The organism is Polaromonas sp. JS666, assembly GCF_000013865.1.
Lineage (GTDB): Bacteria > Pseudomonadota > Gammaproteobacteria > Burkholderiales > Burkholderiaceae_C > Polaromonas.
The window spans coordinates 3,068,770-3,083,509 of sequence record NC_007948.1 but is presented as its reverse complement, the minus strand read 5'-3'; the positions used below and the strand labels follow the sequence as shown (position 1 = coordinate 3,083,509).

General features: G+C 62.0%; 10 protein-coding genes. 2 read left to right on the top strand and 8 right to left on the bottom strand.

The genetic code is table 11. From position 1 onward, the window contains the following. Positions 1-114: 114 nt before the first annotated feature. The 7 genes from BPRO_RS14535 to gabT all read right to left on the bottom strand — a co-directional run bounded on the left by BPRO_RS14535 (position 115) and on the right by gabT (position 9,251). The gene (locus BPRO_RS14535) at positions 115-1,605 is read right to left on the bottom strand and encodes a CYTH and CHAD domain-containing protein (protein WP_041388841.1); all 1,491 of its coding nucleotides are present in this window, start codon (positions 1,603-1,605) and stop codon (positions 115-117) included. 205 nt (positions 1,606-1,810) lie between these two features. After that, positions 1,811-3,289: an NAD-dependent succinate-semialdehyde dehydrogenase gene (locus tag BPRO_RS14530; RefSeq protein ID WP_011483829.1), complete on the bottom strand. Its 1,479-nt coding sequence runs from the start codon at positions 3,287-3,289 to the stop codon at positions 1,811-1,813. A gap of 295 nt (positions 3,290-3,584) precedes the next feature. Then, positions 3,585-4,409, bottom strand: a complete 825-nt coding sequence (locus BPRO_RS14525) for an ABC transporter permease (protein ID WP_011483828.1) — start codon at positions 4,407-4,409, stop codon at positions 3,585-3,587. Between the two features lie 26 nt (positions 4,410-4,435). Beyond that, complete coding sequence (locus BPRO_RS14520) at positions 4,436-5,686, bottom strand: ABC transporter permease (protein ID WP_011483827.1); 1,251 nt, start codon at positions 5,684-5,686, stop codon at positions 4,436-4,438. Positions 5,687-5,705: 19 nt separating this feature from the next. Next, positions 5,706-6,734, bottom strand: coding sequence for an ABC transporter substrate-binding protein (locus BPRO_RS14515; protein WP_011483826.1), 1,029 nt, complete (start codon positions 6,732-6,734; stop codon positions 5,706-5,708). Positions 6,735-6,809: 75 nt separating this feature from the next. Continuing rightward, complete coding sequence (locus tag BPRO_RS14510; protein ID WP_011483825.1) at positions 6,810-7,919, bottom strand: ABC transporter ATP-binding protein; 1,110 nt, start codon at positions 7,917-7,919, stop codon at positions 6,810-6,812. Between the two features lie 39 nt (positions 7,920-7,958). Further along, the gene (gene gabT, locus BPRO_RS14505) at positions 7,959-9,251 is read right to left on the bottom strand and encodes a 4-aminobutyrate--2-oxoglutarate transaminase (protein ID WP_011483824.1); all 1,293 of its coding nucleotides are present in this window, start codon (positions 9,249-9,251) and stop codon (positions 7,959-7,961) included. Between the two features lie 180 nt (positions 9,252-9,431). Here gabT and BPRO_RS14500 point away from each other — a divergent pair, with 180 nt between their 5' ends. Then, positions 9,432-10,847: a PLP-dependent aminotransferase family protein gene (locus BPRO_RS14500; RefSeq protein WP_011483823.1), complete on the top strand. Its 1,416-nt coding sequence runs from the start codon at positions 9,432-9,434 to the stop codon at positions 10,845-10,847. A gap of 92 nt (positions 10,848-10,939) precedes the next feature. Then, a complete protein-coding gene (gene alaS / locus BPRO_RS14495; protein WP_011483822.1) occupies positions 10,940-13,576 on the top strand; it encodes an alanine--tRNA ligase in 2,637 nt (878 codons plus the stop codon). Positions 13,577-13,681: 105 nt separating this feature from the next. On the opposite strand, the gene egtD is transcribed toward alaS, so the two are convergent. Then, the gene (egtD, locus tag BPRO_RS14490; RefSeq protein WP_011483821.1) at positions 13,682-14,707 is read right to left on the bottom strand and encodes an L-histidine N(alpha)-methyltransferase; all 1,026 of its coding nucleotides are present in this window, start codon (positions 14,705-14,707) and stop codon (positions 13,682-13,684) included. Positions 14,708-14,740 lie beyond the last annotated feature (33 nt).

The following is a 14,740-nucleotide window of genomic DNA, read 5'->3' as shown; positions in this document are numbered from 1 at the left end:
GCGAGCGTTGCGCTTCACGTGGCGCAGGTTTGGGCGTAGGTAGTTATTAAAAAATGCCATTTATAGAGGAGGGCTCAGTTCTGGCATTGAACTACACCCGCTTGGTGAGTCCTGTTATGGGGAGGCCGTTTTCTTCCGCCAATAAGCCTCGGGAAGCGGCGGCAGGCAGAGATCGGGCAGAGGCTGTTTGCGCAGCGCCGCCAGGAGCGCGTGATGGGCCTTGTTTGATGGGGGCTCCGCGCTGGCGCACAGGGCCTCGATTCGTGTTTGCGCCACCACCTGGTCGTTGCGCCCGCCGAAGATGGTTTGCGCGTGCTTCAGCCACGCCAGCCAGTCGTCGACGGCGCCGAGGTTGTAGCGGCTGCCGACGAACTCGGTCAGATAGCGCAGCTTCTTGGCCGCGATGCGCAAGCGGTGCAGACGCGCCGGGCTCAGGCGTGCAAGCCTGGGCAACGCCCGCCGCAGCGTGTGGTCGAGTTGGTCCAGCCGGGCTGTGAGATCGTCCGGTGAATGGGTGGCGGCATCGTCCGGTCGCGCCAGGCATCGGCCCAGTTGCAGCAACAGGCGCTGGGTCTCTCGCCCTTCCAATGCAGCCCGGGCCTGCAGGCGGGCGGTGTCACGCAGCAGCTCTGCAGTCTCCTGCAGGGCTTGACGCGCTGCAGCGTCGTTCAGGTGGCTGGCCAGCTGTGGCCAGGTTTCTTCGATGAACACATCCCAATCACGCGCCGCGCCCAACCGCTGGCCCAGCTCGCGCAGGCTGCTTCTAGCCGGTGTGAGCGCTTCATTGCGCCAGTGGGCTGCACGGGCCAGCGGACCGCAGGCCACACGCAAGCGCCGCACCGCGACGCGTACCTGGTGCAGGTATTCGCTGTTGCCGGGTTGAGCCAGAAAGCCTGCTTCGTTGGCCTGCCAGTGGGCGAGGCATTCTTCAATGGCCAGGCGTGCCACTGTTTGTGCGCCGGCATCCGGGGGCAACTGCGGCATGGCTGCCTTGACGGGCGGTGCCAGCGGCGCGCCTTGGGCCAACCGGCTGCCGCGCTCTGCCTTGCTGCGGCTATCCAGTACCAGCGGGTGGCGTTCGGCCAACTGCAGGGCCAGCGTGAACAGGTCATCGACTGAACCGTTGAGGAGCTCCATCTCTACTTCGCACAGGGGCTCACTATGGCTGCCGGCAAGAATTTCCCCCTGATCGATGGCCAGCTCGATCTCCGCGCCCGTAGCCCCGCGCAGCTGCCGGATCTCGCGCTTGAAGCGGGTTCGAAATTGGACATCCAGCTGGTTCTTCAGCGGTTTGAGGACGGGCTCGAAAGCCGTGCCAGCCAGCGGCTTCCATTCGAGGGCCGGGCCAGCCACGCTGAACTCGATTTCTTCGCGCTGGTGCAAGCCGGCCTGGCTGTTACTGCCGCCCTTGACAGTCTGCAGCCAGCGCCTGCCGTCGCGACGCAGGCGCAGCGCGATGCCGGCGCGCGCCAGTCTGCGCTGCGGTGTGTCGAAGTAGATGTTGTCGAGCTGCTTGTGGGTCGCACGGACGGGCGCCAGCAGTGGATCGGCCCGCAGCGCATCGAGCGCAGACGGGGGCAAACGCAGCTTGAGTTCGATTTCCATTGCCGTCGCATTCAGCAGGAGCACGCAATAAGCCATGGTACTGCGATGCGTCGACAAGGGCGAGGCCTGCCGAAAGGCCTGCGACCGAATGATGCTGCGCGGCTACCGGGGTTCAAGGCCGCAGGCAGGCCCCGCCCTGCAGGGCGGCCAATGCGGCGCACAAGCCGCCGCTTTGCCGCCTTCTTATTCCTATTTAACTATTTGATTATTTGAGGATGTCCCCGAGGCACAGGTACTTCATCTCCACGTACTCTTCCATGCCGTGGCTGGAGCCCTCGCGGCCCAGGCCCGACTGCTTGACGCCGCCAAAGGGCACGTGTTCCGTCGCGATCACGCCGGCGTTGATGCCGACCATCCCATATTCCAGTGCTTCTGCCACACGGTAGATGCGGCCGATGTCGCGGCTGTAGAAGTAGCTGGCCAGGCCAAACTCGGTGTTGTTGGCCGCGTCAATGGCTTCCTGTTCGGCCTTGAAGCGGAACACCGGCGCAAACGGGCCAAAGGTTTCCTCCCGGGCGCAGAGCATGTCGGCAGTAGCTTCAGAGATCACGGTCGGCTCGAAAAACTGGCCCTGCAGCTTGTGGCCGCCTGCCTGCAGTTTGCCACCCTTGGCCAGGGCGTCGGCCACATGGCGCTGCACCTTGTCTACGGCGGAGTCTTCAATCAGCGGGCCTTGCACCACGCCGTCTTCAAAACCGTTGCCGACCTTGAGCAGCTTGACCTTGGCGGCGAATTTTTCGACGAACTGGTCATAGACACCGTCCTGCACATAGATGCGGTTGGCGCAGACGCAGGTCTGGCCGGCGTTGCGGTACTTGCTGGCCATCGCGCCTTCGACAGCCGAGTCAATGTCTGCATCGTCAAACACGATGAAGGGTGCGTTGCCGCCCAGCTCCAGGGAGAGCTTCTTGACGGACGGGGCACTCTGGGCCATCAGGATACGGCCGACTTCGGTGGAGCCGGTGAAGCTGATGTGGCGCACCACGTCGCTGGCGCAGAACACCTTGCCCACCGCAATGCTGTTGGCGCTGTCGGCGGTGAGCACATTGAGCACACCCGCCGGGATGCCGGCGCGCACGGCCAGTTCGGCGGCCGCCAGCGCGGTCAGCGGCGTGAGCTCGGCGGGCTTGATGACCACCGGGCAGCCTGCGGCCAGGGCCGGGGCGACCTTGCGGGTGATCATGGCCAGCGGGAAGTTCCATGGTGTGATGGCGGCGCACACACCGATGGGCTGCTTGATGACCATCAGGCGGCGGTTGTTGTCAAACTGGGGCAGGGTCTCGCCGTTGACGCGCTTGGCTTCTTCGGCAAACCACTCGACAAAGCTCGCGCCATAGGCCACTTCGCCCTTGGCCTCGGCAAAAGGCTTGCCCTGCTCGGCGGTCATGATGCGGCCCAGGTCTTCCTGGTTGGCCATCAGCAACTGGTACCACTTCATCAAAATGGCGTGGCGCTCCTTGCCGGTTTTGCTGCGCCAGGCGGGCCAGGCCGCGTTGGCCGCGGCAATCGCCGCCTCGGCGTCTTGCGACCCGAGGTTCGCCACGTCGGCGAGTTTTTGCCCATTGGAGGGGTCGTTGACGTCGAAACGCGAGCCACCCGCCACCCATTGGCCGTTGATCAGGGCGTCGGTCTTGAAAAGGCTCGGGTCTTTGAGAAGGGAGATGGGGGAGGTTTTCATGTCCATGGGTAAATTTCCTGCAAAAGGGGTGTTGTCGGGTGATAGGACGATTTTGACCGGTTTCAGGTCAGACGGTTTTTCGGGTCTTTTTCGACGCCCCAGGGGGGGGTTGTTCCCATTTCGCAATCCGGGTGATCCTGCGATCGAGCACCATGTTGCGCACCAGTGCCAGATCACCCGGGTACTCTACGCCGCAGACCTGCGTTCGCTGTTGGCGGGGGAAAGGTTTGAGACATGCCTCTTTCCGTGCCTAGCCATTTGCCCTGCCGCAGCGAGAAGTAAGCCAGCACGAAGAGTCTTCTCAGCTCCGGCGTCCGCGTAGCCATTCCAGCAGCACGAGCAAGGTGGTGGTGAACAAAATAAGCAGGGTTGCCACGGCTGCGATCGTGGGCGAGATGTTTTCACGGATGCCGGTGAACATTTGCCTGGGTAGTGTTACCTGTTCGGCGCCAGCCAGAAAAAGTGTGACGACCACTTCATCAAACGAGGTGGCAAACGCGAACAGCGCACCCGAGATGACACCGGGCGCAATGACCGGCAAGGTGATCCTGAAAAATGTATTGACCGGCGTCTCACCCAGGCTCAGTGAGGCGCGCACCAGGTTATGGTTGAAGCCCGACAGGGTCGCCAGCACCGTGGTCAGGACAAAAGGGGCTCCCAGCGCGGCGTGTACGGCGATCAGTCCGATGTAGCTGTCTGTGAGGCCAAGCGGTGCAAAGTACAGGTAGGTCGCGACACCCACCACCACAATCGGAACCACCATGGGCGCGATGAGAATGCCCATGAGCAGGCTTTTAAAGCGAAAGTTGGTTCTGGACAGACCCACGGCGGCCAGCGTGCCCAGCGCAGTGGCAATCACGGTTGCGGCGGGTGCCACGATGAAACTGTTTTTGGCGGCCCTTACCCACTCCGGCGACTCCAGCAGGTTGCGATACCACTTCAATGACCAGCCCGGTATGGGGTAAGTCAAAAAAGAGCTGTCAGAAAATGACAGCGGCACCATGACCAGCACGGGTGCCAGCAGGAAGGCGAGTGTGGCAACGCAGGCGGCGCGCAGCAGCCACCAGCCGGCCTTGTCCGACAAGGTGGCATAGCGCGGGAACACTGGCCCTTTGATTTTGAACATGATGTATTGACGCCTGTAAGAGGATATCAACCGAGGTTGAGTTCGGATTTGCCGATGCGCCGGTAAACGCCGTAAAGAATCATGGTGGCCGTCAACAGCAGTGCCCCCAGGGCGCAGGCCATGCCCCAGTTGACTTCCACGTTGGTGTAGCGGGCGATGTAATAGCTCAGCATCTGGTCGTCGGCGCCGCCCAGCAGCGCGGGGGTGACGTAGTAGCCAATCGACAAAATGAAGACCAGCAAGGCCCCGGCGCTGATGCCGGGATAGGTTTGCGGCACGTACACACGAAAGAACGCTGACAGGGGCGCGCTCCCCAATGAGACCGCGGCGCGAATGTAGGTCGCGGGCACGTTCTTCATCACGCTGTACAGCGGCAAAATCATGAAGGGGAGCAGGATGTGCACCATGGCAATCACCACGCCGGCGCGGTTGAACAACAGGGGCAGCGGGCTGTCGATGAGACCTATGCCCATCAGCCCGCGGTTCACCAGACCTTCGGATTGCAGCAAAACGATCCAGGCCGCGACACGAACCAGGATTGAGGTCCAGAAGGGCACCAGCACCAGAATCATCAGAAGGTTCGCTTTGCGTGCCGGCAATGACGCCAGCCACCAGGCCAGCGGGTAAGCCAGCACCAGGCAAAACAGCGTGACGACAAAGCTGATGTAAAAAGTGCGTAGCAAGATGGTGCCAAACGCGCGCTGGTCTTCGGGCATGCGTTCCACAGCACCCTGGCTGCTGCGTCGCAGGTCGACCGAAGCGAGCAAATAATCGGGCGTCCAGCGAGAGCTGTTTTTGGCGATGGCCTGCCAGAAGGGTTGTTCTCCCCAGCGTTGATCGAGCTGGAGAAGCTTTGCCTGAATCTCCTCCGGAGAACCGGTGACGGGCAACGCACGGTACGCCCCCATCACCAGGGAGCGCGCTCCCGCCACTTCGGAGTTGAGCCGCCGCGCCAGCGCACCGGCATCCGCGCTGTCTGAAAGGTGGCCCAGGTCTTCCACCAGCGCCGCGTAACTTGCGGGTGCTGGCGTGGTCTCGGGGTTCCAGCCCTTGAGGCTTTGCACCGTCCGCGGCAGGGCTGCCACGACCTCGGGGTTTTCAACGGCGCGCTGCAGCAGGGCGGCAATCGGAATCAGCAAGGTCAGCAGCAGAAACACCAGCAAGGGCATCGTAAGCGCAAAGGCGCGCCATTTTCGGCGGGCATCGGCGCGCGACAGTGCCCGGCGCAACGCCCAGGCGTCGCCAACCTGAAGGACGGTGCTGGTGATACTGCTCATGGGGTGTTGCTCCTGCGGCTTATTGCGTGGCCCAGGCGGCAAAGCGTTTTTCAAGCGCCTCACCCTGATCGGCCCAGAAGCCGACGTTCATCTGGATGGCCTCTTTCGCATTGGCCGGCGATGTCGGCAAGTCGTCCAGTACCTTTTTGTCGAGCTTGCTCAGGGCCTTGGTGTTGACCGGGCCATAGGCAATGTTCTGGGCATACACGGCCTGCGTGGCGGGCTGGCTGGCGAAGGCGATGAACTTCATCGACGCATCCTTGTTGGGGGCGCCTTTGGGGATGACCCAGTAGTCCAGGTCGTAAATGCCGCCTGGCCAGTAGATTTTCAGGTTGCGGCCTTCCCGGTTGGCGGCGTCAATGCGGCCGTTGTACACGGTGCTGAGTGCCACGTCGCCAGCCACCAGAAACTGGGCGGGCTGGGCGCCGGCTTCCCACCACTGGATGTTGGGCTTGAGCTCGGTCAGCTTGCGAAATGCGCGGTCGGCGCCGTCCTTGGTAGCCAGGACCTTGTAGACGTCGGCGGGTTTGACACCGTCGGCCATCAGGGCGAACTCCAGGTTGTAGCGGGCTCCCTTGCGCATGCCGCGCTTGCCGGGAATCTTCTTGACATCCCAGAAATCAGCCCAGCTGGCGGGGGCGGTTTTGACCTTGTCCGCGTTCCAGGCCATCACGGTGGACCAGACGAAAACGCCCACACCGCATTCGGTGACGGCGGCTGGAAGGAAGTCCGCCTTGGTGCCGATTTTGCTGAAGTCAATTTTTTCAAACAGTCCCTCGTCGCAACCGCGCTGGACATCGGGCGCTTCGACCTCGACAACGTCCCAGGTGACTTTCTTTGTTTCGACCATGGCCTTGATCTTGGCCTGCTCACCGTTGTATTCGACGGCAACAACTTTTGTGCCTGCCTTTTCATAGGGCTCGTAGTAGGCTTTTTTCTGCGCATTGGCGTTGGCGCCGCCAAAGTTGACGACGGTAATTTGCTGCTGCGCCAATGCGGGCAGCGACAGGCACAAGGCCGCGCTGACGACAATGATGTGTTTCTTCATGGTGCTATTTCCTCGGTGGTTGATGAAAAGTGAAAGTGAAGGTGAACGTCGAAAACCCGTGAAGGGAGAAAGCGGTTACACCGCATAGATCCGCGTAAACGCAGCCGGAAATTCGAGATGAACAGCGTCGCCGGGCTGCGGTGGCGCCAAGCCGTTCAGGAGGGTCAGGGGTAGCTTGACCGTGGCTTCTGCCTGGCCTGGGCCGACTTCGCACAGCAGTCGCAGGTGATCGCCAAAATAAATCACGCGTGCCACGCGTGCAGGCAGCACATCGGCAGATGAGGCGGGCGTCTGGCGGTGCAGCACAATGCGCTCCGGCCGGATGTAAGCCTCTACCTGCGCACCCGCGGTCGGGTGATTGACGTTGATGCCGTGGAGCACGCGGCCATCCGGCAATTCAATGCCGGCCCGGCTCTCGCCGCCGGGCTGCCCGCCGAAAAGTTTTCCTTTGAGCCGGGTGCTGTCGCCCACGAAACCGGCGACGAAACGGTTTGAGGGTGCCTCATACAGTTCTTCCACGGGGGCCAGTTGCTGGATCGCGCCGTCGTTGAAGACGGCCACCCGGTCGCTCATCGTCAGGGCCTCGCCCTGGTCGTGCGTGACATAGACAAAAGTCACGCCCAGTTGCCGGTGCAACTCTTTCAGCTCAATCTGCATGTGCTCGCGCAACTGCTTGTCGAGCGCGCCCAGCGGTTCATCCATCAGCACCAGCTGGGGCTCAAATACCAGTGCCCGTGCCAGTGCGACGCGCTGCTGCTGGCCGCCGGAAAGCTGTCCGGGCAGCCGGTCTGACATCCCTGTGAGGCGAACCATGTCCAGGGCGCGCTGCACGCGGCGATCCTGATCCGCCCGGGACACCTTGCGCACCGTGAGCGGATAGGCCACGTTCTGCCCCACCGTGAGATGCGGGAACAGCGCATAGTTCTGGAACACCATGCCGAAATTGCGCTTGTGGGGTGGCGTGCTCGTGATCTGCGAGCCGTTCAGGAAAATCTCGCCCGCCGTCGGGGATTCAAAACCGGCCAGCATCATCAGCGTAGTGGTTTTTCCGGAGCCGGACGGCCCAAGCAGGCTCAGGAATTCCCCGCGATGAATGTCGAGGTCGAGCTGCTGCACAACAAGCTGCTCGCCGTCATAGGTTTTTTGCACGCTTGAAAAGCGTACAAGGAAATCGTTTTTAGTCATCGTCGTTCCCGGGCTGGTCATACACGCTGGTCATGCACATTAGCGCAATGCGGAAAAGCTGTCTGCCAGAATTTTCAGGCCTTCGTCTAGCAAGGCGTCGTTTGCCGTGAGGGGAACCAGAATCCGGATCACATTGCCGTAGGTGCCGCACGACAGCAGGATCAGCCCGCGCCGCGCTGCTTCGGCGACCACGCGTTGCGTCAATGCGGCGTTGGGGCGGGCGACATCTCCGTTTTCAAACAGCTCCATCGCCACCATGGCACCCAGGCCCCGCACGTCGCCAATGGTCACTTCTTTCTCCGCGATGGCGCGCAAACCTTTGAGCAGATGGGCGCCCAGAGCCTTGCTGCGTTCGAGGAGTTTTTCGTCCTCGAAAACCTTGAGTACGGCCAGTGCTGCGGCGCAGCCGATGGGGCTTCCCGCATAGGTACCTCCCAACCCACCGGGGGCCGGCGCATCCATGACGTCCGCGCGACCGACCAGGCCGGAGATGGGGAAGCCGCCCGCCATCGACTTGGCCGTCGTGATCAGGTCCGGAGCCACAGGCCATTGTTCGCTGGCAAACCAGGTTCCAGTGCGGCCTGCACCGGTTTGCACCTCGTCGGCAATCAGCAGGATGCCGTGACGGTCTGCCAGTGCCTTCAGGCCGGTGATGAATTCCGGCGGTGCAATGTAAAACCCACCCTCGCCTTGTACGGGCTCGAGGATGAAGGCGGCCACGCGTTCGGCTTCAATGTCGTTTTTAAGGATCAGTTCGACGGAGTGCAGCGCCTGGTCCACACTCACGCCGTGCAGCACGTTGGGATACAGGGCATGGAAAACTTCCCCCGGGAACGGGCCAAAACCCAGCTTGTAGGGCGCCACTTTGCCGGTCATGCCCAGCGTCATGTTGGTCCTGCCGTGGTAGCCGCCTGTAAAGGCGATGATTCCCGGACGTTTCGTGTAGGCGCGGGCCACCTTCACGGCGTTTTCGACCGCTTCGGCGCCGGTGCTCAGGAGCAGGGTTTTCTTGGCAAAGTTGCCGGGCGCCAGCGCGTTGAGCTTTTCCGACAGTTCGACGTAGGGCTCATAGGCGACGACCTGAAAGCAGGTGTGTGTGTAAAGGTCAAGCTGGGTTTTGACGGCGGCAATCACTTGCGGATGGAGGTGGCCGGTGTTGAGGACGGCGATACCGCCGGCAAAGTCGATGTAGCGGCGGTCTTCAACGTCCCAGAACTCGGCGTTGCGTGCCCGGCTGACAAAAATCTCATGCGTCTGGCCGACGCCGCGTGCGACGGCGGCTTTCCGGCGAGCCATGAGGGCGGCGTTGGTGGTAGGTTGATTTGACGGCATGGTGGTGAAAAAATGAATTTGGTGGTGGGACGTCTGGACTGTAGAAGTCAGTTCAAGGCCCGTCCATGTACAGCTTTGCGGTGTTTTCAACACACTGTGCGGGTCTAGAATGCTGTACATGGATTCCCCAACCCGGTGCATGGGGCACGCAATGCACAATTTGGCTTTTTTGGTTTTTTGATGCTCACACTTCGCCCGGAACTCCAGACTCCACTGGTGAGCCAGATCGTCGACGGTCTGCGTGGAATGATTGCCGGGCAAACCCTGAAACCTGGGGTCAAACTGCCCTCTATCCGCGGTTTCGCCGCCGCGCACGGGGTCAGCGTCTTCACGGTGGTGGAGGCCTACGACCGCCTCGTCGCCCAGGGTTGGCTCGTTTCACGTGCCAACGCCGGTTTTTTCGTCAAACGCAGGGGCGATGATGGTGCATCGGGCGCTCCGTATGCGCAGCCCGAGCAGCCTAAATTTGATGCGCGCTGGTACCTCAAGCAGATTTTTGAGAACCGTAATCTGCCGATGAAGCCAGGGTGCGGCTGGTTGCCGCACGACTTTCTCTTCGGTGACGCGCTGCGGCGCAGCATGCGGCACCTGTCGGCCGACGGGTCCTCGCTGGAGGGTTACGGCCTTCCCTACGGGCACATGGCCTTGCGCATGGTCATTGCGGAGGCGCTGGCCGAAAACCAGATCGCGGTCGAAGTGGACCAGGTGCTGCTGACGCAGGGGTCCAGCCAGGCGCTTGACCTGGTGGCTCGCCAACTGGTCAAGCCGGGCGATACGGTGCTGGTGGACAGCCCCGGTTACCCCAACCTGATGTTCATGCTGCGCTTTCTGGGCGCCAACCTGATAGGCGTGCCGCGTACCCCCACGGGTTACGATCTCGCCGCTCTTGAGTCCCTGCTGGCCACCCACAAGCCGAGGGCTTTCTTCACGCAACCCCGCCTGCAGAGCCCGACCTGCTCAATTGCGTCGGCGGCCCATCTGCACCGCCTGCTGCAACTGGCTGAAACCCACGGGTTCACTCTGGTGGAGAACGATATCTACGCCGATATGGACCCGATGCCCCGGTCCACCCTGGCGAGCCTAGACCAGTTGCGGCGCGTGGTGTACATCGGCAGCTATTCAAAAACAATTTCGCCCAACCTGCGCGTAGGCTACCTGCTGGCCGGGCGCGACCTGATTGAGGATCTGGCCCAGCTCAAGATGATTTCGGGGCTCACATCCTCGGACATCGCCGAGCGGCTCACTTTTGGGGTGGTCACCGATGGCCGCTGGCGCAAACACCTCAAGTCGCTTCGCGAGCGCCTGGCCCTGGCGCACCGCAAGACAGAGAAAAGCCTGACCGGTCTTGGGTTTGAGCTCTTTCATGAGCCGGGGGCCGGCATGTACCTGTGGGCCCGGCACCCTGATCTCCCCGATAGCGCCGTGCTTTCCCAGGACGCGACGACCGAGGGCATCATGCTCGGGCCGGGGCAACTGTTTTTGCTCGAACCCCATCCCACGGGCTGGCTTCGCTTTAACGTGGCTTTCAGCGACGATGAACGTTTATGGCGGTTTTTGTCCCGACGAATTGATCTGGGCCGGCAGACCGCCCAATAAGTGGGGGCGTGCCCTCAAACCTATAATCGATGACTCAGCCGAAGCGGGTCAGCCCGAGGGCGCCTGCCTTGCCAAAACCAATTTCCCAGACCATGAGCCATCCCACTTCCACGCCCGCATTCACCGTCGCAGATATTCGCAAGTCTTTTCTTGATTTCTTCGCGTCCAAGGGCCACACCGTGGTGCCGTCCAGCTCGCTGGTGCCGGGCAACGACCCGACGCTGATGTTCACCAACTCGGGCATGGTGCAGTTCAAGGACGTGTTCCTGGGCACCGACAAGCGCAGCTACGTGCGCGCCGCGAGTGTGCAGGCCTGCCTGCGCGCCGGCGGCAAGCACAACGACCTGGAAAACGTCGGCTACACCGCGCGCCACCATACCTTTTTCGAGATGCTGGGCAACTGGAGCTTTGGCGACTACTTCAAGCGTGAGTCGCTGAAATGGGCCTGGGAACTGCTGACCGACGTCTACAAATTGCCGGCCGACAAGCTCTGGGCTACCGTCTACATCGATGACGACGAGGCTTACGACATCTGGACCAAGGAGATTGGCCTGCCGCCCGAGCGCGTGGTGCGCATCGGCGACAACAAGGGCGCCAAGTACGCCAGCGACAACTTCTGGATGATGGCCGACACCGGCCCCTGCGGGCCCTGCAGCGAGATCTTTTACGACCACGGCCCCGAGATTGCCGGCGGCCCGCCGGGCTCGCCCGAGCAGGACGGCGACCGCTACATCGAGATCTGGAACAACGTGTTCATGCAGTTCGACATGCAGCCCGACGGCTCGGTCAAGCCGCTGCCTGCGCCCTGTGTGGACACCGGCATGGGGCTGGAGCGCCTCGCCGCCATCCTGCAGCATGTGCACAGCAACTATGAGATCGATGTTTTCGATGCGCTGATCAAGGCCGCCGCCCGCGAAACGGGCGAGAAAGACCTGAACAACAAGTCGCTGCGCGTGATTGCCGACCACATTCGCGCCACGGCGTTTCTGGTGAGCGACGGCGTCAACCCGTCCAACGAAGGCCGCGGTTATGTGCAGCGCCGCATCATCCGCCGCGCGATCCGCCATGGCTACAAGCTGGGCAAGAAGACGCCGTTTTTCCACAAGCTGGTGGCCGACCTGGCCAGGCTGATGGGCGATGCCTATCCCAAACTCAGGACCGACGAGGCGCGCATCACTGCCGTTCTCAAGGCCGAGGAAGAGCGCTTCTTCGAGACGCTCGAAATCGGCATGACGATTCTGGACACGGCGCTCGCCGGCGGGGCCAAGGTGTTGCCCGGCGATGTCGCCTTCAAGTTGCATGACACCTATGGTTTTCCGCTGGACCTGTCGGCCGACGTTTGCCGCGAGCGGGGCGTGGATGTGGACGAGACCGGTTTCAACGCCGCCATGGACAGGCAGAAAAACCAGGCGCGTGCCGCCGGCAAGTTCAAGATGGACCGCGCGCTGGAGTACGCAGGCAGCGGCAATACCTTCACTGGTTATGAGCGCCTGGAAGAAACCGCAAAAATCGTCGCGCTCTACGCAGACGGTGTGCCCGTTGCTGCGCTGACAAAAGGTCAAAGCGGCGTGGTGGTGCTGGACACCACCCCGTTCTACGCAGAAAGCGGCGGTCAGGTCGGCGACGAGGGCGAGCTGATCAGCGGCTCGGCGCACTTTGCCGTGGGCGACACGCTCAAGATCAAGTCGGACGTGTACGGTCACCATGGTACGGTGGAGCAGGGCACGCTGAATGTCGGTGACCATGTCAACGCGCGTGTCAATCTGGCCGTGCGCGCCGCCACCGTGCGCAACCACAGCGCCACCCACCTGATGCACAAGGCCTTGCGCGAAGTGCTGGGCGAGCATGTGCAGCAAAAGGGCAGCCTGGTGAATGCCGAGCGCACGCGGTTCGACTTTGCGCACAACGCACCCGTGACCGACGACCAGATTCGCGAGATCGAAGCGCGCGTCAATGCCGAGATCCTGTCCAACGTGGCGACCGACGCCAGCGTGATGGATATGGAAGCGGCGCAGAAAACCGGCGCCATGATGTTGTTTGGCGAGAAATACGGCGACAAGGTGCGCGTGCTGAGCATTGGCTCGAGCAAGGAGCTGTGCGGCGGCACCCACGTGACGCGTACAGGTGACATCGGCCTGTTCAAAATTGTGGCCGAGAGCGGCGTGGCCGCCGGGGTGCGCCGTGTCGAAGCCGTCACCGGCGAGAACGCGCTGGCTTACCTGCAGTCGCTCGAATCCACGGTTCAGGCCGCCGCTGGCTCGCTGAAGGCCAGCCCGACAGAACTGCAGCAGCGTATTGGCCAGGTGCTGGACCAGGTCAAGTCGCTGGAGAAAGAAATTGCCGCCCTCAAAGGCAAGCTGGCGTCGTCGCAAGGCGACGAGCTCATGGCTCAGGCCTTTGACGTCAAGGGCCTGAAAGTGCTGGCCGCCCGGCTGGAAGGTGCCGACGCCAGGACCTTGCGCGAAACCATGGACAAGCTCAAGGACAAGCTGAAGACCGGAGTCTTCGTGCTGGCTGCAGTGGATGGCAACAAGGTGCAAATCGCCGCGGGCGTCACCGCTGATAGTGTGACTGTGGTCAAGGCCGGCGAGCTCGTCAACTTTGTCGCCCAGCAGGTGGGTGGCAAGGGCGGCGGCAAGGCCGACATGGCCATGGCTGGCGGCACCGATGCCTCCCGGCTGGATGACGCGCTGAAATCGGTGCGAGCCTGGGTGACCGAGCGCGCCTGATCGGACCGGTGTTCAGGTAGCGGGGTGGTTTGCTATCTTATTGATGGTTTGTTCCCCGTGCTATGGCTGGGCTGAAGGCCGTTTTTGTGTAAAAACCGCTGAACCTTAAACTGCTGCCCAGAACACGGCAAACCAGTGCTTCGGGTCGGTCCAGTGCTCCACATGCCTGAACCCGGCCTGGTGCAGCAGCGCCGTCATGCCCTCCAGCGTGTATTTGTAGGAGTTTTCGGTGTGGATGCGCTCACCGGCGTTGAACCGGCGCGCATGACCCGGCCAGCGAACGGTCAGGTCGCAGCTTGCTTCCAGATGCATTTCAATGCGTGACTGGGCCACATTGAACAGCGCCACATGCCGCCATTGGCGCACCTCAAAATCCGACTGCAGCAGTGTGTTGACGTTGAGCAGCAGGTTTTTATTGAACGCTGCCGTCACGCCCAGCGCATCGTCGTAAGCGGCCTCCAGCGTGACCGTGTCCTTGACCAGGTCAATCCCCAGCAGCAGGCCGCGCGCCTTGCCTTGTGCGGGGTTGGCGATGTGCTGCAAAAACTGCAAAGCCTCGTCGGGCGAGAAGTTGCCCAGACTGGAGCCGGGGTAGAAAAATACCCGGTCGTGGCTTTGAACCTCCTCGGGCAACACCAGTCGGGCTGAAAAGTCCATGCCGAGCCCCACGATGTCCAGGGTCGGGAAACTGTTTTGCACCTGTTCGGCGGCGCCTTTCAAAAACTCTACCGAAATGTCGATTGGCACGTACTGATGCGGGCGTAAATGGGGAATCAGTGCCGTGGCCTTGGCGCAGTTACCCGCGCCGAGGTCGATCAGGCACGGCCTGTGGATGCCGGCCTCTGCCAGCGTGGCGGCGATCTGTGCGTGGCATGCCTCGAAGATACCGGCCTCTGTGCGGGTGGGGTAGTACTCATCCAGTTCAGTGATCGCCTCAAACAGTTTGGAGCCCAGGCCGTCGTAAAAGAACTTCGGCGCCACGCTGGCCCTCCCGGCAATCAGGCCTTCCGTCAGCTCCCGCGCGGTACTGAGGGCTTGCCTCGGCTGCGACTCGGTGTAGAGGTTGATGAACTGCGGAGAGGCGGGTGGCAGGGGAACTGACAGGCCGGCAAGGTTGAGGGGCAGGTTCAAAATATGGACTTGGCTGCGTGGATAATAAAAAAG